The organism is Streptomyces sp. Isolate_45 (genome assembly GCF_024721315.2).
In the GTDB taxonomy this organism is placed as follows: domain Bacteria; phylum Actinomycetota; class Actinomycetes; order Streptomycetales; family Streptomycetaceae; genus Streptomyces.
Window position 1 is genome coordinate 1 of record NZ_JANFAK020000115.1, and the last position, 21,297, is coordinate 21,297.

Genomic DNA, 21,297 nt, shown 5'->3' on the forward strand with positions numbered 1-21,297 from the left:
TTAATTATACGGCCACCACCGAGATATAAACTTGCTGTAACAGTCTTTCCCTCCACGACGCTCTTCCGATCTGCGGCCTCGGCGCCGATGTCGGCCGCGGTGCGATCCCGGGCGACATCCACCCCCGCGCACCACCAGCTCGCCGACGAGGACGGCTCACCGGCCCGCAGGTCCCGGCCCGTCAGGAACCGCGCCAGCACCCCGCCGCCGGACGCGACCGACGTCGGGGCCCCGCCGGTCTTCTTCTGCCCGGTCTGACGCTGCTGTGCCAGCGCCCCCAGGGCCGGCAGGCCGACCAACGCGGCGGCCACCGCCGCCCGCGCCGGCTGCTCCGCCGCCCACGCCCACAACTCCCCGTACATCCCCACACCTCCCGTATCCGGGCACACGGGCCCGTACCGGGTAAACGACATGCCCCGTCACAAGAAGCCCCGTACGCCGAGGCGTACGGGGGTGGGATCGCAGGGCCGGTTCCAGGCCGTCTCACGGCGGAAGATTCTTCCGCCCGTCCATGGCCTGCTACGAGGATCCACCGGCGGTGGCCCGGGGAAAGACCTACGGTGGAGTGACAACGAACTCTTCTCCTAGGGGCGGGACATGGAACCGGTATCGGCGGCACTGTTGTTGGCGCTGGCCACGGGCGCGGCGGGGGCTGCGGGTGGGCAGTCGTGGCAGGGCCTGGTCTCTCTGGTACGACGGTGGCGGGGTCAGGACGGCCAGGGGACGGACGTACCGGCGGTCGGAACGGACCTGGTGCCGGCCGAGGCGGAGTTGACGGCCTTGGAACAGCAGCCCAGGGACGAGGATCGCGCGCGGCTCCTGTCCATCGCGCTGGCCCATCGGGCAGGGGCCGACGCGGGCTTCGCCGCCGCGTTGGAGGCCTGGCACAAGCAGGCGCAGCAGGAGGTCCCGGCCACCGGATCGGGTAACTCCTCCACTCACATCTCGGGTGGCACGCAGGGCTACGTGATCACGAACCGGGACGTGTCCGGCGGGATGCACTTCGGGCAGCCCGCGCCCCCGCCAGCACCGCAGCCCGGCCAGTCCGACAGCTGAAGTCCGGCCGTGACCGAGAACCTTTCCGGAAGTGATGTTGCCCGCACCAGCATCACCGGGGGCCATCAGGACTACGTCATCACCGCGGGCGCCATTTCGGGTCCGATGACGATCACCACGACCGGCCTGCGGGTCCCGGCCTACCTGCAGAACCCGCAGCGCTGGACGCTGGTGGAAGAGTGGGAAGCCCTGACCGCGGGGGCGCATCGGGCCCGCCCGGACGACACCGGCGACGCCGTACCCACCTATGTGGCCCGTGACGCCGACGAAGAACTACGGGTGCGGTTGACGCAGGCCACCCAGTCGGGTGGCCTGGTGTTGGTGCTGGGTGAGTCCACCGCGGGCAAGACCCGGGCCGCCCACCACGCGGTTCGCGCGTGCCAGGCGTTGGCCGGATACCGGGTGCTGGCCCCGGACACCGGTCCGGACCTGGTCATCGCGGTCGACGTCCTGACCACCACCGCCGTTCGGTGCGTCGTGTGGCTCGACGACCTGGAACGCTTCCTCACACCCGACGGACTCGAAGCCGGCGTACTCGCCGAACTGGTCCGCCTCAAAACACCCGTGCTGGCCACCATGCAACTACGCCACTACGACACTTTCTCCCCCCACAGCAGCGAATCCGACCAGGAGGACTCCCCCGGCCTTCGCACCTCCGGCACGGGCGCCCGCGTCCTCAAACAGACCGATCCCCTCTACCTCCAACGCCGATGGAGCACCGAGGAACTGACACGCGCCGAGAACTGCGACGACCCACGCATCATCGACGCCGTCACCCACCACGGCCCCTACGGAGTCGCCGAATACCTCGCCGCCGGCCCCGCACTCCTCACCGAATGGCGCAACGCCACCCGCCCCGGCGGACACCCCCGCGGCGCCGCCCTGGTCGCCGCCGCCGTCGACCTCACCCGCACTGGCCTCCGCCCCCCATACCCCACCACCCTCCTCACCACCCTCCACCAGCACTACCTCCCCGACGACCCCCTCCTACGCCCCGAACCCGTCGAAACAGGCCTGGCCTGGGCAGCACGCCGACGCTACGGCGCCACCAGCCTCCTCCTGCCCACCAACGACCCCAACACCTGGGGCGTCTTCGACTACCTCCCCGACCACACCACCACCCCCGTCACCGAACACGCCTGGCAAACCGCCCTCCAACAAGCCACCGACGACGAGGAACAGCTCACAATCGGCGTCCACGCCGTGGCCACAGCACCCCACATCGCCGAAGCCGCCTGGCGCCCCCTGGCCCCACGCATCCCCGCCGCCGGATTCAACCTCGGGGTCCTGCACACCCAGGCAGGCCATGACGAGGAGGCCGAGGAGGTATACCGGCAAGCCGCAGACGCCGGCGACACCGACGCTGTCGTCAATCTCGGAGCCCTGCTGGCCAAAACGGGGCGGTGCGAGGAGGCCGAGGCGCTTTACCGGCAGGCCGCGAGCGCCAGGAACCGAGGGGCCGCGTACAACCTCGGTACCCTGCTCGTCGAATGGGGGCGGAACGAAGAGGCCGAGGACATGTACCGGCAGGCCGCCAGCGCCGGACACACCGGCGCCGCATCCAACCTCGGCGTCCTGCTCGCCGAATGGGGGCGGAACGAAGAGGCCGAGGACATGTTCCGCCAGGCCACCAGCGCCGGACACACCGGCGCCGCATCCAACCTCGGCGTCCTGCTCGCCGAAACGGGTCGGAACGAAGAGGCCGAGGACATGTTCCGCCAAGCCGCCAGCGCCGGACACACCGACGCCGCCATCAACCTCGGCATCCTGTTCACCGAAACGGGTCGGAACGAAGAGGCCGAGGACATGTTCCGCCAAGCCGCCAGCGCCGGACACACCGACGCCGCCACCAACCTCGGCTCCCTGCTCGCCGAGTCGGGACGGAACGAGGAAGCCGAAGTCCAATTCCGGCAGGCCGCAGACGCCGGACACCCCAACGCCACGACCAAACTTGCCGCCCTGCTCGCCGAGTCGGGACGGAACGAGGAAGCCGAAGTCCAATTCCGGCAGGCCGCAGACGCCGGACACCCCAACGCCACCTTCAACCTCGGCGTCCTGCTCACCAGGATGGGGCGGAACGAAGAGGCCGAGGAGATGTTCCGGCAGGCCACAGACGCCGGACACCCCAACGCCATCTTCAACCGAGGCACCCTGCTCGCCGAAACGGGGCGGAGCGAAGAGGCCCAGGAGATGTTCCAGCAGGCCGCAGACGCAGGACACCCCGACGCCGCCTTCTACCTCGGCGTCCTGCTCGCCAGGGTGGGGCGGAGCGAAGAGGCCGAGGAGATGTTCCAGCAGGCCGCAGACGCAGGACACCCCCGCGCCGCATCCAACCGCGGCGTCCTGCTTGCCGAGTTGGGGCGGACCGAGGAAGCCGAGGAGATGTTCCGGCAGGCCGCAGACGTCGGAAACACCTACGCCGCCTTCAACTTCGCCACCCTGCTCGCCGAAACGGGGCGGAGCGAAGAGGCCCAGGAGATGTTCCGGCAGGCCGCAGACGCAGGACACCCCGACGCCGCATCCAACCGCGGCGTCCTGCTCGCCAAAATGGGGCGGCACGAAGAGGCCGAAGAGATCTTCCGCCAAGCCGCAAAAACCGGACGACCCGACGCCACCATCAACCTCGGCACCCTGCTCACCAGGATGGGGCGGCACGAAGAGGCCGAAGAGATGTTCCGCCAAGCCGTAAAAACCGGACATCCCGACGCCGCCTTCAACCTTGGCGTCCTGCTCACCAGGATGGGGCGGCACGAAGAGGCCGAAGAGCAGTACCGGCAAGCCGCAGACGCCGAACAACCAGACGCCGCCATCAACCTCGGCATCCTGCTCGCCGAAACGGGGCGGAACGAAGAGGCCGAAGAGATGTTCCGGCGAGCTTCGAACACCGGACGCCCCGACGCCGCCATCAACCTCGGCATCTTGCTCGCCAAAACAGGGCGGAGCGAAGAGGCCGAAGAGATGTTCCGGCAAGCCGCAGACGCCGGACACCCCGATGGCACCACAAAGCTTGGCGTCCTGCTCGCCAAGGCAGGGCGTTATAGGGAAGCCGAAGCACTGTGCCGGCGAGCCGCAGAGGCCGGTGACACCGACGCCGCTACCCACCTCGGCGTGCTGCTCGCGGGGCGCAGCGAGGATGTCTAGGTGATGGATAGGCAAGCCGAGAACCGTTCCGGAAGTGACGCTACGCCGCCACCAAACCGGACCTACGGGCTCCAAAGGGTGAATGCGAGTGAACGAGAAACCCCGTACGCCGTTGCGTACGGGGTTCCGGAGCGGCCCGGCCTGCGACCAAGGCGGGTCGGTGTTAGGTGGCGGTGCCCTGGCGGGCGGGACGGAGGGCGTCCAGGGCTGCCAGCATCACCGATTCGGGAGCGGCGCCCGTCGCCGCGGCCTCTGCCGCGAACACGGCGGAGAACTCGGCGACAGCTTCGGGCGGCATGGTCCAGGTCAGCGCAGCCAGTTCGGGACGCTGTTCCGGCACGGACCGGCCGCCCGAATTTTCCGCGGGTGATTCTCCGCTCTTGGGCGGCTTGGACTGCGCAGCTTTTCGAACGGCGGACCGCTCGGCGGAGAGCTCGGTGCGCTGTTGTTGTTCGGACTGCCACCATGCCAGCTGTTCGGCACTGTTCCATGACTTGTCCCGGGCCAGCTTGCCCAGGGAGCGTGCCGCGTCGAGGGGCATGGACTTCGCCTTCACCAGGTCCTGTACGTCCGGGGCCAGGTAGGTGAGCAGGATTCGTTGGGTGACCCAGCCGTCCGCGCGCTCGAAGTGTTGGGCGACGGCGCGGTTGCTGCCGAACTCGGCGACCAGGGCCTGAACGGCGTAGGCCTCTTCGATGGTGTTGAAGTTGGCTCGGTCGACGTTCTCGGAGACGACCGCTTCCATGAACGTCCGACGGTCTTTGGCCGCGCCGTCATCAACCACGCAGGTCAACGTGGGGCTGTCGGCAGCTGAGGCGCCGCGGTATCGACGCTCGCCGGTGACGAGGACGTAGTCGACGTCGCCGAGGTGCTCCGCGTGGTCGGGCCACAGTTTGAGGTACGCACTGCGGCTGACTGCGGGGCAGGCCTGGATCTGCCGGCGGCGCAGGCTCTTCCCGAGGTCGAGGAGCTCGTCGGCGGTGCCGAAGTCCGTGCGGGGGTTAACGCGGTTCGGAGCAAGCCGGTTCAGGGGGACGCGGAGTAGCCGGCCGTCGGCTCGCGTGTCGACGAGTGGGGAGTCGTCGTCTTCGAAGAAGTCGTCGAACTCATCGTGCTTGGCCATCTAGCGGCCTCCTGCGTGCTTCTGGCGGCGGAGCTGGTGTTCCAGGGCGAGGGCGAGGAAGTCGCCTTTCGCCTTGGTGGCGATGTGGTTGGACTCGTATTGGGTGCAGAGTCGGCCGTTGGTGATGCCCCGGGTGTGGGGCTTGTAGTGCCGGATGGTGGCGTTGTACAGCTCCCAGCCTCGGCGCTGGGCGAGGCTGATGGTGCGGTCGCGGTCAGCCGTTCCGTCGCGGGGGTCCCAGTTGTTGACCAGGACTCCGTAGGGGATTTGGCGGGGGATGAGCACTCTTTCCACCGTGACCCTGGTGGGGCTGAATGCCGAGCCTTCCGCCTCAAGGGGGACGATGACGTCGTCGGCGACGTCGAGCACGGCACGGAGGGCGTCCCCGATGGTGCCGTCGCCGAGCGGGTCGAGGGACTCGTCGTCATCGTCCTCTGCCCTCAAGGGCATGAAGCCGGGGGTATCAACGATGACGATGTCTGCCTTGGCTTGGCGGAGGCGCCGTAGCTTGTCGATGCTTCGGCTCGCGTCCACCACGCGGAAGGGGACAGGCCGACCGGATTTCCGAACCTTGTCCGCGTGCTCGATGCTCGTGCCTTGGGGGTCTATTGAGACGACTGCCACGGTCGGTCCGTCACCGGCCGACCCCCCTTCGGTCTCGTAGGGGGCGCAGCCGAGGATTTCGGCGTAGATCGCGGCGAGGTTGACCGTCAGCAGGGACTTACCGACCCCGCCCTTACGGTTCAGCATCACGGTGATGTAGGGCATGTGGTACTCCGACTACTTCCCGGGGGCTCCCGGTACTTCGGATGGACGGTCCGAATCCTCTCAGATGATCTGAACGGTGCCCCCTTGGGGCGGCCGAGTTTTACGGCCGTAAAACTGGGATCTCATGTGCAAGTTTTACGGCCGTAAAACTCGGCCGTTCTGGACGGCCGCCCGCACAACGCAAAAAGGTCCCCGGCCCACCCTTGGCAGGAGGGCGGCCCGGGGACCTGGCAGGACGACTCCCCGGAATGGCGGCCGCCGCATGGCGGGGTGTCAGGGATTGCGGGTCACGGCTCCCGACGAGAAGAGCTGGACCAGGGCCGCGGCTAGATGCACGGCTGCGCGGGCAGCTTCAAGGGTCTCGTGGTTCGTAGGTGTCTGCTTGCCGTGGCGCGAGGTCTGCCCGTCCCAAAGGGTCCGCATCATCGCTTCGATAGGCGCGACGGGGTCCTTTCCGGGGGGCGTGGGGATCGCCAAGGCGAACTTGCTGCGGGCGCCGTCCAACTCCCCCAGCATCGTGCCCATCGTGGCGCGTCCGTGGTTGGTCTGGATCACCGAGTGGGCTGCGCACTCGACAGCCTTGATTGACTCGCTGTACGCGCGGCCAGGATCCGGGTTGCGGCCGTAGGCCGCCTTCCACGCTGTACTCAAATGCTCGGCGGCAGAGCCGGAGGATGCTTCCTGCTCGGCGACCGCGATGGCTTGATCCACGGCTGCTCGGACTTCCGAGGCCACGCGGGTCTCCAAGCCGTCCCCAGCCTGGTTCACGCGATACGCAGACCCACCCAGGGCCAGCAGCACTTCCAGTTCAGTTGCAGCTGACGGCCCCATGAAGCGGGTCAGGGATCTCACCAACAGCACTTCATCGATGACGTTCAGCAGGTCCTCCTCGTGGAACCCTGCCAGCCAAACCGTCGCGTATTGGTTGGCAGGCACGGTGATCCGCAGCCTCACCGCCACGTCCTGCGCAATCTCTTCTCGTCGAGCCCCATGGCCCGTCGAAAACACCGACTTGAGCCAGGTCCGCAGCGGATTCACGAGGTGGTTGGGCACACCCTCATAGAGGGTCTCCTCCTCAGGGTCGGTCAGTCCTATGCGGGCGGAGAAAGGCTGGCGTCGGATCGTCATGGGCAGACAGTACCGACGTCGCTCTCGACACGGCCCAGTGGTCACCAGGACACAAAAAAGGCCCCCGGGCCGCCCTCGGGCTGAGGGCGGCCCGGGGGCCTGGTCGTGCGGTGCCCGGTCGTCCGGGTTATCGGCCGGCCGGCGGCGCCAGTCGGGTGCAGTGTTGTGCGTGATCGTGGGCGGCGCGGTGTGCCGCGTTCTCGGCATGGTCGGCGTTGATGTCACCGGTGTCATCAACGGTGCCGCATCCGATGCATGGCATCCGGTAGGCACCCCAGGGGTCGGGGCCGATCACCTCGGTGCGGGCGCCCCCGGCGGTCGGGTAGCTGGGCGGTACGGGGGCCGGCGATACCAACTGGCTACGCCAGGGGTCGGCCGCCCCGTGGGCGGGCGGCGGGGTGCTGCGGTCGAGGACCGGCCTGTCGATGTGCAGGTGGGTCACGGTCGGGCAGAGGTCGGCGAGCGCGGCGCCGAGGGCGGCCGCCACGACGACCGATCGGTGCCGGCCTCCGACGCAGCCGGCAGCGATGCGGAGCGGGCCGGCGGACGGTCCGGCGAGGTACGCGCGGGCGGCCTGGACGGTGGCGGCGATCAGGGCGGGGATCCCGAGGGTGCTCAGCACAGTGTCGATGACCTGAGGGTCCCGTCCGGTCATCTCGCGCATGCCCGGCTGCACGTGGGGGTCGCGAAAGTGCGCGCGGAGGTCGAGCGTCAGGTGCGCGGGCGGGGCGTGCTCCTGGTGGCCGTAGCCGAAGGAGACGATGGTGAGGACGGAGGGCTTCTGGTCGGTGCTGGTCATCTGCTGCTCCTCGTCGGTGGGCGGTCAGCCCTGGTGGATGTGAGTGGTCTGCTGTGCGCGGCTGAACATCCCCTTGCTCGACACGGTGTTCGTGACGTGGGTGACGTACGACGTCGCCGCGGTGGTCTGTCGAGCGGCCGGGGCCGTGACGCGGGACAGGGCTCCGGTGAGGCGGAGGGCGGCCCAGCCGGCGGCGGCCGTGCCGAGGAGCGCGGCGGCCCCGAAAGCGAGGGAGGCGAGGTGGGCGAGGTAGGGGCCGGCCATGGCGAGGGCTCCTCCGGCGGAGAGGGTCAGGGCGCAGATGGAGCCGACGACGGTGATTGCTCCGCGCTCCAGGCCGGATAGGGGCCGGCGGGGGGTTGCTTCGGGGGCGGCGGGGACGATGACGGGGGGCGCGGCCGGGACGTTGGCGAGCACCCAGTGCCCGGTGTCGAGCTGGACCAGCGCGCGGCGCGGGTCGGTGGTGGGGAGCACGAGCGCCTGGTGCTCGGTGCCGAGGGGCTGCGGCTGGTAGAGGACCGGGGTGGGGGCCGGGGTGGTGTGCGGGTGCTGGTGCATGGGCGGGGTGCTCCTGACGGGTGCGGGTGGGCGGGGCCGGTGGTGTGCGCCGGCCCCGCGTTGCGGTGGGGTCAGGTCCAGGGGGCGGCGTTGTAGCAGGCGCGGGTGTGGGCGCGGACCTCGTCGCCGGTGGCGGCCTGGTCGGGGACGGTGATGCCGGTGGGGGCGAGGTGCGGGTGCATGCGGTCGAATGCGGCGAGCGTGCGGGCGGCCTCCTCGGCGGTCTCCAGCGTTCGGGGGCCGGGGTGGCTGAGGGCGACGCGGTCCGCTTGGACGGAGCGGCGGAGGTAGTAGTCCCGCTCGTACTCCTCGTCGACGGGGTCCCCTGCGAAGGTCTGCGTGAGGAGGTGGCTGGAGACAGTGAGGAGTTCGGCGGCCTCGGTGAGGAGGTCGGGGGCGTGCCGATAAAGGTGGGCGGGGTCGAGGGCGGGGAGGTCGGTCACGTGGTGCTCCTGGTGGGTCGGGGGCGTACGGCGGAGGGCGGGCCCGTGCGGCTGGGCCCGCCCTCCGGGGTCGGGGGTGGTGTTGGGCGGGTCAGGCCTGGTTGCGTCCGGCGGCGATGACCGCGGCGGCCGTGATCCATGCGCGGTGCCATGCCTGGTCGAGGAGCGGGCCGGCGCCCGGGTCCCGCTGGAGCCACTGCGTCTTGCCGGAGCGGTGGGCGAAGCGGACCAGGGCCGGGGCGTCGTCGCCGGTCTCCCGCCAGTGGCCGGCGCACCGGTCGGCGACGTAGTGCGTGATGGCGGATACGGCGAGGGCGGCCGCCGCGCGGCGGCCGGTGATGCGCAGGCCGAGGTACTGCCCGGCGACCCCGAGGGCGAGCGCCTGCGTGGCCGTGTACGAGACGACATGGCAGAGGCACGCGGCCCTCCCTGCGTGACCTGCGTGGCCCTTGGCGCCGGCGTCTGCGTCCCGCTGCACCCAGTAGTCGCCGGCCTCGTGAGCGGCCGTCAGGAGGGCGTATACAGCCGCGAAACGGGCGGCGGCGTCGGTGTTGTTGTTCATGGTCGGCTCCTCGGTTCGGTGTGTATGGGGGAGGGCGGGCCCGTGGTGTCGGGCCCGCCCTCGGGTCGGGTGGGGTGGTGGTCAGTTCAGCGGGGCGTACACCCCGTGTTCGGGGTTGGAGATCAGGCCCTCCTCCACCGCCGCCGACAACGCGTTGCGGACGGTCCCGGCGGCGATGTCGGGCAGGGCTTCGCGGATCTCCTTCGCGGTCATCTCGCACGTGAGGACGGCCACGATCTGTTCCTTGGCCGTGGGCTTCTTCTTCGGCTTTGCCGCTGCTTGCGCGGCGGCCGTCTCGGCCTCGGTCAACGGGGCCGTCCAGTCGCCGTAGAGGTCGAGCGCGTCGAGTGCCTCGATCTCGCGGGCGGTGAGGGTGAAGACGCCCCCGCCCTCGGGGAACAGGTCGTCGAGGTTGTGGGCGGTGCCGTCCTTCGGCAGGTGTGCGTAGAGGATGCGCATCATGCGTGGGGCGCCGCCGGTGAGGACGTGGCCCATGCCGGCGGTGGAGGCGCCGTGCGGGACGGCGGTGATGCCGTCCATGCGGTCCTCGATGGTGAGGCCGCCGCCGATGGCGATCGGGATGTCGGCCAGTTCGACGCCCTCGGGGAGCATGCCCTCGGTGGCCTGCCGGCCGGAGATCCCCGAGACGGTGCGCAGGACCACCCCGGTACCGGAGCGGGTTTGCTCACGGAGGGAGCGGTCCCCGCCGATCCGGGCCAGGTCCAGGGTCTGGCCGCCGAACGTGACGGCCATGCCGTACTTGCGGCCGCGCTCGCCGATGGCCACCGCGTTGGCGGCGATCTCCTGACCCTCGTCGCTGTCGTCGCACAGGCCGTTGAACTCGTCCAGGTCGAGGGCGAGCAGCGGGTAGGGGGAGGCGGCCGAGAAGTCGTGGCCGACCTCGGCGTTGATCTCACCGCGGATCGTCATGAGCGCGACGGCGGCGCGGGTGGCGCGGGCTGCGTAGAGGCGGCCCGACCCCTGTCGGTCGATGTACTCGCCGGCGGCGGCGAGTTGCGCGTCAGGGTCGAGGGAGGCCAGCCAGGACACCCCGCCGGCGTTGGCGACGGCGGCCAGTCCGAGGACGAAGGCGACTGTCTTGCCGGAGCCGGTGACGCCGACGATGTACCCGTGGAGCGCGCCCAGCTTGGGATCCCACAGTCGGGCGTAGACGTCGGTCCCGTCGTGGGCGGTCCCGATCACCCAGTACCCGTCAGCGTCCGGCGTCAGGAGTTCGCGGGTGGCGGCCCGTGTGCTGGTGAGCGGTGACGTCTCGTAGAGAGTTACGAGGGCTTTCGAGCCGCCGTCCGTCTCTGCGATCAGCCGCAGCTCGGCGGCCTGGACGCCGAACGCCGAACAGAGCTGCGCGTGGTTGATCGTGGCGACCTGTCCGGACGGGACCTCGGCGAGGATCATCACGCGGCCGGGGTGCTCCACGATCTTGGTGACGCGGCTGCGGGGGATCGCGCCGTCGTGGCCGCCGACCCGCTCGGCCCAGTGGTCTTCGAAGGTCTGCCCGCCGCTGTGGTCGCTGGGGGTGATCGTCAGCCGCTTGCGGCCGGGGCCGCTCCCGGGGATGTCTTCCAGCCCGTGGATCGTGCCGGCGGGGACGTCGTAGACGGCGGCGACTGCGTCCAGGTCGAGGCGCGGGACGGGCAGGCCGGCCGGGGCGACGATGACGGCGGTGAAGTCCTTCCCGGTGGGGTGCAGTCGCTCGATGTCGGTGAGGCGGGTCTGCTGCGAGGCCTGCGACGCCGCCCACCGCGCGGCCACCTCCGCCTCGAACCCGGACGGCCCGGCGGCCGGGACCAGTTCGGCGCTGCTCGGCGTCCAGGAGGCACGGGTGACGGGCAGCCAAGCGGCCATGAGCGCACCCCATGCGACGGGGGCGGCGTACTCCCACCATCGGGCGCCGTCGGCCGTCACCGCGGCCGCGTAGGCGGCGGCGCCGGTCAGCACGGGCAAGCCGCGCTGTGCGGCAACCAGGGCCGTGCGGAAGTCGGAGCGGGTGGCCCGGCGGTAGAGCCACCAGGCGCAGCCGCCGCCGAGGACGGCCACGCTGGCGTTCACCCCGCCGTCGTCCAGCTGGGGAAGGGCGGCGAGGCACGCGGCGCCTACCCCGTAGGCGGTCCGCTCGATCTTCGCCTGAAGGGGGAGGCGGCTCATCATCGGTCTCACTCCTCGGTCGCTGTGCGGGGGTGTGGGGGAAGGGGGCGGGGCCGTACCCGGTCGCTCGGGTACGGCCCCGCAGTGGGCGGTGAGTGCGGGTCGGTCAGTCGACCCGGTAGAAGCCGGGCTTGGCCTGGATCACGGGCGAGGAGGTCGAGGCGGCGTTGATACCGCCGTACTCCGTGCGGTGCTGTGCGGCGACGTTCCCCGCCGCGGTGCCCATGGCGTCGGTGACGGAGGCGATGCGGGCGCCTCCGGTGGCGACGTCGCCGAACGCCTTACTGATGTCGGCGATGCGGCCCGTGTGATTGGTGGCGACCCCGGCCGCCGCGCACAGGTCCATCAGGGCCGAGGCCGAGCGGCCGTTGCGGCGCATCCGGTCTTGCAGCAGCTTCGCGTGCTCCTGGAGGGCTTCGGCGGCGGCCTGGAGGCCGCGCAGCTTGTCAGCCAGCCCCGTATAGCTGTTGGCCGGTCCTTCGGTATTCGCGGGCAGACGTCCGGCGGGTACCAGTGCGGTCATGGGTGATCGGCCTTTCAGGAGTTGTGGATACGGGCGGACGGGGTGAGCAGGCCGGCGTCCGTGGTCGCCGTCTGCACGGGCCGGTAGTGCCGGGCCATCAGGACTTCCTCGGCCTCCGCCGCCTCGGCCGCGGTGAGTGCGTCGTCGGCCGTCTGCGCGGCGGTTCGGATGAGCTGCTGGACGGTCTCCATCAGGCTGTTCAGGGCGCGGGTCGTCTTGGGGCCCCGGACGTTGTGGTTTTGGGCGAGGTCGCCGGCCATGTCTTCCAGCAGGGACAGCAGGCGGCGGGCCTGCCGGGCGAGGCCGTCGGCGTCGTCGTGCGCCCCCATCCCCTCGTCGACGAGGTTGGACAGGGCGCCCAGGGCGCGGCCCAAATTGATTTCCGTTGCGTGCTGCGCAGACCCGCCGCTGGCGGATCCGGCGGTGCGAGCGGGTGCGGAGCCCATGGGGAACGGCCCTTTCGGTTTGGTGGTGGAGGGACGGCGGCCGGCGGGCCGCTGTGGTGCGCGGGGTAGTGCGGGGCGGGCCGGGGCGACGGCCCCGGCGGGCTGCCGGGGCGGGGGTGGCTGCGGCCGGTTCGACTTCGCCGGCCCGTCCTGCGTGACGGTGTAGACGACCGTGGGTTCGTCGTTCAGCGGCTGGTCCCAGGGCGAGGACCGCGCACCCCACCCGCCCGGCGGCGGGCCGGGAGGGGGAGGCGGCGGTGTGGGTCCTCGCCGGGGACGGCGCGGCGGCGGGTTCTGCGCTCCCCGATGGGCCTGCCGACGCGTCTTCCACCGACCGTGGACGGTTCGGACGGCGGTCCAGGTCCAGACCGTGGTGCGCGTCCATACCGTCCGCGTCCGTCCCGAGGGTGCGCCCGGGTTGGCTCCGGCGGTGCCGCCCGGCGGCGTCGGGGTGGTGCTCGTCGTCCCGCTCGGCGGCGTGCTGGAGTTGGCGGGGCCGGGCGGCCCGCTCGGCTTCGGGGGCTTGGGGGTCTGCGCCGGAGTCGGCTTCGTCCACTTGTCCCGGATCATCTGGCGGATCCGACCCGGCAGCGTGGTCCTGCCCGTGCTGCCGCTCCCGACCGGGGTGGAGCCCTTACCGACGGGCGCGCCGCCCGACGGCCCGGTGCCCGAGCCGGCTTTTCCCGTTCCGCCCGAACCCGTTCCTCCTCCGGCACCGGCTTTTCCCGTTCCGCCCGAACCCGTTCCTGCTCCGGCACCGGCTTTTCCCGTTCCGCCCGAACCCGTTCCTGCTCCGGCACCGGCTTTTCCCGTTCCGCCCGAACCCGTTCCTGCTCCGGCACCGGCTTTTCCCGTTCCGCCCGAACCCGTTCCTGCTCCGGCACCGGACTTGCCGCGCTTGCCCGAACCGGTCCCGCTGGACCCGCCCGAGCGGGCCCGGGGCGGACCGATGTCGGGGGCGCCACCCTTCCCCGAGCCACCCGGGCCGGCGCCGCCGGGCCGTGTGCCCTTCCCCGCCGAGCCGGTACCGGAGCCTGCGGCACCGGGTTTGACCGTGCCGCCGGGTGCGGCCGAACCGGGCTTTCCCGCGCCGGTTTTGGCCGCTGAATCCTTCGGCCCACCACCCCGGCCCGAGGGGCTGTACGCCCCACCAGCGGCCGTTCCGGCACCCTTGTGACCCGTGGCGCCGGAGCCGCCTCCCGGCCCGCCAGAGCCGCGCCCGGTGGCCTTCTTGCCGTACTCGTGGGCGGTTGGTACAGCGGCCTTCGCACGGGCGGTTTCGATGCCGGCTTCGGCCTTCACCGCCTCGGCGGTGGCCTTCGCCGCCATCAGTTCCAGTTCCCGTTGATGCGCTTTCGCCTCGGCCCGGCGAGGGCCGGACTCCTGGATCCAGGTCTGCACCCCGGCGAACGCGGCCATGGCGATCGCGAGAATCGCGGCCATGCTGAGCGCGCCCGGCCTCGGGGGCCCCGCGCCGTCGCCACCGCCCTCGCCGCGCCCTTCGCCCTCGCCGCCGACGTCGCCGACACCCTCCGAGCGGAAGGTCGCCGGCAGCAGGTCCGGGGGCGGTGGCACCACCGCGGCGGGGGGTGCGTCGAAGGGCGAGACTCGAACGGGAACCGGGTCGGGTGGCGCGGTCGGGGCGGCCGGCACGGGGGCCGGGGGCGCCGGGGTGGATGCCGCCGCCGGGGGTGCCATGACCCCGGATCGACTGAACGGCAGGACGTTTCCGGGGCCTTCGGTGTCAGACACCGGCCCTCCTCTCTGGTCACTGCCAGTGAGGGAAGACGGGCCCGCTCGCACACGTACGTAGTACGCGTGGATGGGGCCCGTCAAGTGACCCTCTCGGCCGTGATGATGATGACGATGACGGTTACGTGCAGTGCTCGTCGTAGAAGCGGTCGAGGGTGGCGGAGAGGGCGTTCCAGACGGACGGGTCGCCGGTCTTCCTCGCGTGCTGGAGGGCACGGATTTTGATGAAGTCGAGCCAGACCCGGCCGAATGCCTCCGGCCCTTCCTGGTGGGCGCGTTCGAATTTCTCGGCCCACATGGACGACGCTTTGGGCGTGAGCCCCTTGATCGGCATCACGCCCTCCGCTGGCTCTTGAAGTAGTCCCCGAGGACCTGCGGTGCGCCGGCCTCCTCGTCGGACTGCGCGGGCGCCAGGCGCTCCACGGCCCGCGCGGTGGCGGTGTTCAACGCGGCGGCCGCGGCGCCCTTCCGTTCGGCCTTCCGCAGCGCCTTGTCCTGGCGGGCCTGCGCGATCGTGGCCGGGTCGGTGGTCTCGTACGCGGTGACGGTCCCGCCGATCGCGGCGGCGGCCTCGCGCATCGCGCGGGCCGCCTTCCGCAGGGGCTTGACCCGCTTGCGGGCCCGCATGCCGGCCGACCACGGCAGGTCGCCGTCCACGCCACGGCCTTTGAGGTCCGCTTCGATGGCGTCGGCCAGGGCCTCGTACGTCTGGGCGTCGGTGAGGAGGCCGGCCCGGTGCTGGGCCTGCCACATGTCGCGGCGCAGGTGGTCTGCGGCCAGGGCCTGGACGCCCTGTGTGACGCGGGTAGCGATGTCGCTCACGGGATGCTCCTTCACGGTGCTGGTCTGGAGGGGGCGGGTCTGGAGGTTCGACAGCCGCACCGGCCGGGACAGGCCGGGACGACAGCAGCAGCGCCAGACGTGCCGAGGGCGGCCCCGGGGTGGGGCCGCCCTCGCGGTCGTTCAGGTGGCGGCCGGCCGGGCAGCCGGCGCGGTACGGTCATGACCAGGCCCGCCCCCGCTTACCTCGGGGGCGGGCCGTTGCTGTGCCGGTCGGTGCGTCAGATCCCCTCGGGCCGGTAGCCCTCCGCGATCTTCTCCGCCGCCCACTTCCGGTAGTTCGACGCGGTAGTGGTCGAGACGCCGAACTCCTCCACGATCGCTTCGAGCGGGATCGTCTCGACGTCGCCGTTCTCCAGGAGCGCTCGGCGGGCAACCCGAAGGACGTTGCGGTCCTTCTGACTCAGCCGCGCCTCGTCCTCGACTTCCGCCGCGCGCTTCTCGATTCCCGCGATGCGCAGCCGCATTTCCGCGACGTGGGCAGCCGTTTCCGTCGCGTGCTTCTCGTCCTCGACGGCCTGCTTCCGGTAGGCCTCGGCGCGGGCGTTGGCCTTCGCCGTCTGCTCCGCGATTTCCGCCGCGCGCCGCTCCATTCCCGCTGCGGTCTCCTCGATTTCCGCCGCGCGGGCCGCGATTCCCGCCGCCTGCTCCCGGTCCTCGGCCGCCTCTTTGATGGCGCGCACGCGGCGGGCCTCGGCCTCGGCGGCGACCGCCGACTCCAGTGCCTGCGCCTCGGTCTCGGCGGCCCGCTCAGCGGCGACCAGCTCGGCCCGCGCGGTCACCGCGGCCTGCTGCGTGGACGCGGTCACCTCGTGCTGCGCGGCCTGCACCATCCCATCGGCGCGGATCCGGGCGATATCCGCCTGCGCGGCCCGCTGCGCCTTCAGCGCCTCCGCCTGGACCTTGGCGGCCTCCTCGGCGTCCCGGCGGCGCTGCTCGCGCTCCGCAGCCTGCCGGGGCAGTGCCAGGGCCGCCTCGACGCTGAGCCCGTACCGGGCCATGGTCAGCGGCAGACGCTCGACCTCGGGGGCCTTGCGAACGCTCCCGTGCTTCTGGATGAGCATCACGCGGTAGACGCGCCGGTCCTGCTCCAGCTTGACGACTTCCTCGTACGTGGCCAGGGCCCACAGCTTGAGGTTCCGCCACATCCCGAAGGTCCGGTAAGGGCTGAGGATCCAGCGGTGCCGGGGGATGGCTGCGTTGTCGTCCTGCCCGGCGTCCAGGCGGGCCGTGCGGATGACCAGGAACCGGCATGCCTCCACCACGGCCACGAACAGGATCGGCATGACCGCGTGCATCGCGGCGGCCACCGGGTCCTGCATCGGGGAGCGGGGGCCGGCACTCGCGTTGAACCACACCGTGGCCACCGTGAGGCCGTGGGCGAGAGGTCGCAGGAACGGCCAGGACATCCCCCGGCGGACCAAGTAGAGGTCAGCGGCAAGCGCGACGATGATTCCGGCGTCCACGCCGATCGGGAACCAGGGGGCGAAGTCGCCGAACCCCTTCTTCACCGCGAGGGCTTCCAGGGACGCGTACGACCCCGCGAAACCGATCGCGGCGAGGGCGGCGCCGCCGAGAACAACGACGGCCAGGAGCGCCCGCCCGGCGAGTCCGGCCCGATCCCGCTTCGGCTTCGCGGGAACGTCAGCCGGTACGGCGGGAACGGTCGGCCGCGCGACGGGAACGGGGGACGGTACGGCAGGAACGGGCCGGGGCTCGGCCCCGGCCAGGGGCATCGCGGCAGTAGCCACGGTGATACCTCCACAGGATCAGATCAGGGGTACGTGGGTCCGGAACGTGCTCCGGGAACGGCGGCACACGCAACGGGAACGGCACTGAGGGCGGCGGGAACGGGCCCGCAGCGACGTTCGCGCGGGCCCGCTCGAACGTCACGGGGTGCCGAGTGCCAACGGCTGGACACGCCAAGGGACCTCGGCGGCCGGCGGAAAAGCCGCGCCCGGCGTGTGGGCAGTCCAGCCGTCGCGCGGAGCGCCCTCGGCCTCAGCCGCCCTCTCCGCCTCCGCCATGCTGCGGTGGAGACTGTGCAGCGTGCCCCGACGGAAGAGGACGTAGACGCGGGTGAGGGCGTCGCCCTGCTTGCGTGCGACCCGCAGCAGGGTCCGCAGGGCTACCCGGTCCTCGGCATCGAGGAGAACCTGCGCCCGCGCCTCGGCGACCTCGGCGCCGGCCTCGGCGGCCTCGGCACGCGCCTGGTTACGCTCGGCGGTCACCTGCCGGATCACCGACAGCAGACCCTCCTCCATGATGCGCTGCGCCTCGTGGGCCTGGTAGAGCTCGGCAGTCGTCCGGTCGAGCTCGGCGGTCATCCGGTCGAGCTCGGTGAGCGCCTGGTCCTGGCCCGTGCGTGCCTGGTCGAGCTCGGCGTGCAGGGCGGCGTGCGCGGTGGTGCGGACGATGCGATACATCGAGGTTCCCCTCAGGTCAGTTGGTGATGTCGAAGCTGAGCTGTGCGGCGGCGAGACCCGCCGCGGTGGCGGCCTCCCGCGCGCTGCGCCCGGCGTCGTCGCGCTCACGGGCGCAGCCGGAGCAGACGGCGAGAAGGCCGGCGGCGTCCAGGCGGACGGCGTCCACCAGGCGCGCCGCCAGATTCCGTGGGGTGAGGACGGCTGCCAGCTCCCAGCAAGCCGGGGTGGCGCAGAGCCGGCCGTCCCGCCGGGTGACCACCCGGAAGTACGGGTGATTGCGGGCTGAGGACGGCATGGGACCTACCGGCCCGCCCGGACGCGGCGGAGGGCCTCGTCGGCGTCGGGGTCGGAGTCGGTGGGAACGGCGGGGGCGGTGGTGGCGTGCATGGTCTCTCCTCCGGTGATGTCGGCAGGGGGTGTACGGAGCGGTTCCGGTGGGGGCGTCGGTAGCGGCCCCGGTGGAACCCTTCGTCGCGGGGTGTCAGGCGGCGAGCGCGACGGCCGGGGCCCGTACCGGAAGAGTCCGGTAGGTGATCCCGGCGACCGGCTCCTCGGGGACCTCGGCCACGGCCTGGTGGTGCTCCTGGTCGACGGCAAGCGTCCAGGGGTCGACGGAGCCTGCCTCCCAGACCTCGGCGACCACCGCGTTCACCTGGTCCCACAAGGCCGCCCGAACGTCCGTGGTCGACGAGGCCGGGGCGCCGGATCGCATGGCGACGGTCAGCCGGGCGAGGACCGCCGAGCGGAACGCGCGTGCCCGGGATTGCAGGGTGGCCGGGGTCTCGGCGTCCAGGTGTCCGCCGAGGACGGCCAGCAGGGAGCGGCGCCACGTCCCGAAGCGGCGGGCGGCCCGTGTGGCCAGACGCTCCAGCGCGGCCACCACCTGCGGGAGCGCACGGAGGTAGCGGGTCATCTGGCGTTCGGCTCCGACCACCAGGAGGAGACGGGTCTCCTCGCGGCCCTCGGGGCGACCGTCCGCCAGCATCCGGCGCGGGGTCGAGGCGGTCAGGCCGAACAGGGACGCCAGCTCGACGGCGACGGCCTTGTGTTCGGCGGCCCGCCACCCCCGGGCGGCGCTGAAGTGGAGACGGGCGTCGGTCCGGCCGGCGGCCGTGAACGGCCGAACGCTCACGTAGGTGCGGCGGGGGGCCACCGCGGCGACGTCCTCGGCCGGCTGCGGCTCGTAGACGTTCACCGGCGGTGTCGGCGGCACGGGGGGAGCGAACGGCGCGTGCTGGCAGATCCCGCACCGGGCCTCCACCGGGGCGACGTCGGCGCACCGCCCGCACCCGTAGCGCTCGACCCGCTCGGCCTCGGCCTGCTCGGCGGCTCGGCGGGCCTCCAACTCCGCCTCCCTGGCCTCGGTGCGGGCCCTGAGTGCCTCCACCTCTGCCCGACGGACAGCGTCCTGCCGGGCCCACTCCGCACGCTGCTCCCGGGCGGCGTGCGCCCGGCGGGCGGCCTCGGCACCACCAGGCAGGCACGGCAGGACCCGGCCCCACGCCCTGGTGGTCGAGAGCGACTGGTTCGCACGCAGCACCCGGCGGGCCCGCGCGGCCCAATCCGCGTCCGTCATCAGCACGTCGGGCACCATGCGGATCCGACGGGCCGCCTCCACCCCGTCGGCGGTGGCGCGCACGATGCCGTCCACCGGGGCCGCCAGGAAACCGGCCTCGGTCAGGCCGGTGATGCGTTCGGCGGCGATCCGGCGTCCCCCGACGGTGAGTCGGTAGGCGCCGGCCTCGGCGACGATCCCGGGGCCGGCCGCGTGCTCGACCGCGTCCAGGTGGCGGGCGGTCCAGTGCAGGCCGGGCGCGGTCGTCTCGGCGAGGTACTGATCACGCCATGCGGCGCGGTCGAACTCAGGGGCGATAGTGTCCACGGGTGCGCTCCTTCCGGTGATGTCGGATGGGGATGTGCTGGGACGGCCCCACCGGGTCAAGGCGTCGGTAGCGCCTCCGGTGGGGCCGTCCGCTGTGTGAGTGGAGGTCAGTCGGTGCGGTGCCTGGGGCACTGGCACGGCGGGAACTGGATCGAGTACATGGGCGTCGAGCCCGCTCCAGCGCGGCTCTCGACCGCAGGCCCGTAGGTACGGCCCCCGTCGCGGCTCACGCGGATCGTCATCCTCGGCTGGTCCTGGTCGTCCTCGCCGGCCGGGGCGGTGCAGTCATTCACAGTGGCCTCCTGGTGCGTGTGCTGACGTGCGGAGACCCCGTCAGCGTCGGTAGCGCCACGGGGTCTCGGGGTGGCCGTACGGCCACGGCCCGCGACCGCCCCGAGGAGGCGGCGGTCATGGACTGAATCCGTACGACGTGCGGGTGTTGCATCACCGGTTCCCCACAAGACGACCTGCGGGGTCTTAGGTCCGGTGCGGACCTGTCCGGCGTTGCCCAGGTCGCCCGAAGGCGCCGCCGACTTACCTCGCCCCGCTCTGTCCCGGGGCCCTTCACCGCCCGGCCTGAACCGTCGGTGCACATGGACGCGAAAACCCGGATCAAACGGGACCAATCGCCCCGCACTCAACTAGTTGAGTGCGGCCACGGATCGATTAACCCACCTCTTGCACCCCCTGTCAACCCAACTAGTTGAGTGTGTCGAGGGGTGTCGCCTGAACTGGGAATCAGCGCCACGAAACTCCGATTGACGCCCCCAACTTTCGATGCTCAACTAGCTATGCGATGCTGTCCCGGACAGGGACCATCACAGCGACGAACGAGAGGCGGACGGCCGTGGCCAAGAAAGAACCGGGCAAAGTCGAGACGATCGCGGCCGAACTGCGCGGGAAGATCGAGCGCAGCGCCCCCGGCTTCGGGCCGGGCGACAAACTCCCTTCGGTGGCGGATCTCCAGGCGGCTCACGGCATCGCGTTCCAGACCGCTAGGGACGTGTTCCGCGCGCTGGAGCGGGATGGCCTCGCCTTCACGCAGCAGGGCCGGGGCTCCTTCGTCTCCCCGTTCATCGGCAAATTGACCCGTGACGGGGTGGGCAGGTACCAGCCCAACGCGAGGTCCGAAGGCGGCGCCCGTGGCGCCTTCGAGGCCGAGCTCAATCGGCTCGGCCTCGTCTACAAGGCGTCGCCGACGGACATCGGTCGGGCCCGGCCGCCGAAGGACGTCGCCACTGCCTTCGGCCTCCACCACTCCGCAAAGGCGGTCTACCGGTCCCGCGCCATGAGGGCCGGCCGGGACGCTTCCGCCTCCGACCAAGGGTTCGTCGTGCAGCTCGCCACCAGCTGGTTCCCGCTCGATATTGCGGCGGACACCCAGCTGGAGCAGCAGGACACCGGTCCCGGCGGAAGCAAATCACGCCTTGCCGACCTCGGGTTCGCCCAGCGGCGGATCAGGGAATCGATTGAGGCTCGCTTCCCGACTGCGGCCGAGGCGGAAGCGCTGAGCATCCCGGACGACCGCCAGGTGTACGAGTTGCTGCACCAGGCGTCGACTGCGGACGGCCGCGTCGTGGAGGTCGCGGTCCACGTCATGCCCGTCACCATCTGGCGGTTCTCGTATACGTGGGAGTTGGATGCCGACTAGGCACCGGCCCCGTACCGACATCACCCATCACCA

Annotated in this window: 21 protein-coding genes; 3 read left to right on the forward strand and 18 right to left on the reverse strand. The window is 71.5% G+C overall.

Annotated elements, in window-relative coordinates; all coding sequences use genetic code 11:
- Positions 1–362, reverse strand: a 362-nt coding sequence (locus tag NOD94_RS29235) for a hypothetical protein (protein WP_281209142.1), incomplete at its 3' end; no start/stop codon positions are given.
- Positions 363–597: 235 nt separating this feature from the next.
- Between NOD94_RS29235 and NOD94_RS29240 the strand changes: the two genes are divergently transcribed.
- Entirely contained in the window at positions 598–1,056 is a 459-nt protein-coding gene (locus NOD94_RS29240) for a hypothetical protein (RefSeq protein WP_281209143.1), read from the forward strand.
- Positions 1,057–1,065: 9 nt separating this feature from the next.
- The gene (locus tag NOD94_RS29245; RefSeq protein ID WP_281209144.1) at positions 1,066–4,197 is read left to right on the forward strand and encodes a tetratricopeptide repeat protein; all 3,132 of its coding nucleotides are present in this window, start codon (positions 1,066–1,068) and stop codon (positions 4,195–4,197) included.
- A 163-nt stretch (positions 4,198–4,360) separates the two neighbouring features.
- Here NOD94_RS29245 and NOD94_RS29250 read toward each other — a convergent pair whose 3' ends face one another.
- The 17 genes from NOD94_RS29250 to NOD94_RS29330 form a co-directional block, all read right to left on the reverse strand.
- Positions 4,361–5,320, reverse strand: a complete 960-nt coding sequence (locus NOD94_RS29250; protein ID WP_281209145.1) for a ParB/RepB/Spo0J family partition protein — start codon at positions 5,318–5,320, stop codon at positions 4,361–4,363.
- Positions 5,321–6,088 carry a ParA family protein gene (locus tag NOD94_RS29255; protein WP_281209146.1) on the reverse strand — a complete coding sequence of 256 codons (768 nt, stop codon included), beginning with the start codon at positions 6,086–6,088 and terminating at the stop codon, positions 5,321–5,323.
- Positions 6,089–6,361: 273 nt separating this feature from the next.
- A complete protein-coding gene (locus NOD94_RS29260) occupies positions 6,362–7,216 on the reverse strand; it encodes a hypothetical protein (protein ID WP_281209147.1) in 855 nt (284 codons plus the stop codon).
- Between the two features lie 127 nt (positions 7,217–7,343).
- Positions 7,344–8,015 (reverse strand): RNase adapter RapZ, encoded by a 672-nt coding sequence (locus NOD94_RS29265; RefSeq protein ID WP_281209148.1) that lies wholly within the window; start codon positions 8,013–8,015, stop codon positions 7,344–7,346.
- 24 nt (positions 8,016–8,039) lie between these two features.
- Positions 8,040–8,573 carry a hypothetical protein gene (locus NOD94_RS29270; RefSeq protein ID WP_281209149.1) on the reverse strand — a complete coding sequence of 178 codons (534 nt, stop codon included), beginning with the start codon at positions 8,571–8,573 and terminating at the stop codon, positions 8,040–8,042.
- A gap of 71 nt (positions 8,574–8,644) precedes the next feature.
- Positions 8,645–9,016, reverse strand: coding sequence for a hypothetical protein (locus tag NOD94_RS29275; RefSeq protein WP_281209150.1), 372 nt, complete (start codon positions 9,014–9,016; stop codon positions 8,645–8,647).
- 91 nt (positions 9,017–9,107) lie between these two features.
- Complete coding sequence (locus tag NOD94_RS29280) at positions 9,108–9,578, reverse strand: hypothetical protein (RefSeq protein WP_281209151.1); 471 nt, start codon at positions 9,576–9,578, stop codon at positions 9,108–9,110.
- A gap of 81 nt (positions 9,579–9,659) precedes the next feature.
- Positions 9,660–11,747 carry a hypothetical protein gene (locus NOD94_RS29285; protein WP_281209152.1) on the reverse strand — a complete coding sequence of 696 codons (2,088 nt, stop codon included), beginning with the start codon at positions 11,745–11,747 and terminating at the stop codon, positions 9,660–9,662.
- Between the two features lie 103 nt (positions 11,748–11,850).
- The gene (locus tag NOD94_RS29290; protein ID WP_281209153.1) at positions 11,851–12,267 is read right to left on the reverse strand and encodes a hypothetical protein; all 417 of its coding nucleotides are present in this window, start codon (positions 12,265–12,267) and stop codon (positions 11,851–11,853) included.
- Positions 12,268–12,281: 14 nt separating this feature from the next.
- The gene (locus tag NOD94_RS29295; RefSeq protein WP_281209154.1) at positions 12,282–12,641 is read right to left on the reverse strand and encodes a hypothetical protein; all 360 of its coding nucleotides are present in this window, start codon (positions 12,639–12,641) and stop codon (positions 12,282–12,284) included.
- 1,945 nt (positions 12,642–14,586) lie between these two features.
- Positions 14,587–14,763, reverse strand: a complete 177-nt coding sequence (locus NOD94_RS29300) for a hypothetical protein (RefSeq protein ID WP_281209155.1) — start codon at positions 14,761–14,763, stop codon at positions 14,587–14,589.
- A gap of 35 nt (positions 14,764–14,798) precedes the next feature.
- Complete coding sequence (locus NOD94_RS29305) at positions 14,799–15,287, reverse strand: hypothetical protein (RefSeq protein ID WP_281209156.1); 489 nt, start codon at positions 15,285–15,287, stop codon at positions 14,799–14,801.
- Between the two features lie 239 nt (positions 15,288–15,526).
- Positions 15,527–17,056 carry a DUF2637 domain-containing protein gene (locus NOD94_RS29310; protein ID WP_281209157.1) on the reverse strand — a complete coding sequence of 510 codons (1,530 nt, stop codon included), beginning with the start codon at positions 17,054–17,056 and terminating at the stop codon, positions 15,527–15,529.
- A 138-nt stretch (positions 17,057–17,194) separates the two neighbouring features.
- A complete protein-coding gene (locus NOD94_RS29315) occupies positions 17,195–17,731 on the reverse strand; it encodes a hypothetical protein (protein ID WP_281209158.1) in 537 nt (178 codons plus the stop codon).
- Between the two features lie 16 nt (positions 17,732–17,747).
- Positions 17,748–18,026: a hypothetical protein gene (locus NOD94_RS29320; protein ID WP_281209159.1), complete on the reverse strand. Its 279-nt coding sequence runs from the start codon at positions 18,024–18,026 to the stop codon at positions 17,748–17,750.
- 186 nt (positions 18,027–18,212) lie between these two features.
- Positions 18,213–19,613 (reverse strand): hypothetical protein, encoded by a 1,401-nt coding sequence (locus tag NOD94_RS29325; protein ID WP_281209160.1) that lies wholly within the window; start codon positions 19,611–19,613, stop codon positions 18,213–18,215.
- 107 nt (positions 19,614–19,720) lie between these two features.
- Positions 19,721–19,906, reverse strand: a complete 186-nt coding sequence (locus NOD94_RS29330) for a hypothetical protein (protein WP_281209161.1) — start codon at positions 19,904–19,906, stop codon at positions 19,721–19,723.
- A 554-nt stretch (positions 19,907–20,460) separates the two neighbouring features.
- Here NOD94_RS29330 and NOD94_RS29335 point away from each other — a divergent pair.
- On the forward strand, positions 20,461–21,264 hold the full coding sequence (locus NOD94_RS29335; protein ID WP_281209163.1) for a GntR family transcriptional regulator: 804 nt from the start codon (positions 20,461–20,463) through the stop codon (positions 21,262–21,264).
- The last annotated feature ends 33 nt before the right edge of the window (positions 21,265–21,297 follow it).

Coding starts and splice junctions, on each gene's coding strand:
- NOD94_RS29315 (WP_281209158.1), bottom strand. CDS start 17,731: ATGTATCGCATCGTCCGCACCACCGCGCACGCCGCCCTGCACGCCGAG.
- NOD94_RS29285 (WP_281209152.1), bottom strand. CDS start 11,747: ATGATGAGCCGCCTCCCCCTTCAGGCGAAGATCGAGCGGACCGCCTAC.
- NOD94_RS29280 (WP_281209151.1), bottom strand. CDS start 9,578: ATGAACAACAACACCGACGCCGCCGCCCGTTTCGCGGCTGTATACGCC.
- NOD94_RS29270 (WP_281209149.1), bottom strand. CDS start 8,573: ATGCACCAGCACCCGCACACCACCCCGGCCCCCACCCCGGTCCTCTAC.
- NOD94_RS29240 (WP_281209143.1), top strand. CDS start 598: ATGGAACCGGTATCGGCGGCACTGTTGTTGGCGCTGGCCACGGGCGCG.
- NOD94_RS29320 (WP_281209159.1), bottom strand. CDS start 18,026: ATGCCGTCCTCAGCCCGCAATCACCCGTACTTCCGGGTGGTCACCCGG.
- NOD94_RS29250 (WP_281209145.1), bottom strand. CDS start 5,320: ATGGCCAAGCACGATGAGTTCGACGACTTCTTCGAAGACGACGACTCC.
- NOD94_RS29300 (WP_281209155.1), bottom strand. CDS start 14,763: ATGTGGGCCGAGAAATTCGAACGCGCCCACCAGGAAGGGCCGGAGGCA.
- NOD94_RS29265 (WP_281209148.1), bottom strand. CDS start 8,015: ATGACCAGCACCGACCAGAAGCCCTCCGTCCTCACCATCGTCTCCTTC.
- NOD94_RS29260 (WP_281209147.1), bottom strand. CDS start 7,216: ATGACGATCCGACGCCAGCCTTTCTCCGCCCGCATAGGACTGACCGAC.
- NOD94_RS29255 (WP_281209146.1), bottom strand. CDS start 6,088: ATGCCCTACATCACCGTGATGCTGAACCGTAAGGGCGGGGTCGGTAAG.
- NOD94_RS29290 (WP_281209153.1), bottom strand. CDS start 12,267: ATGACCGCACTGGTACCCGCCGGACGTCTGCCCGCGAATACCGAAGGA.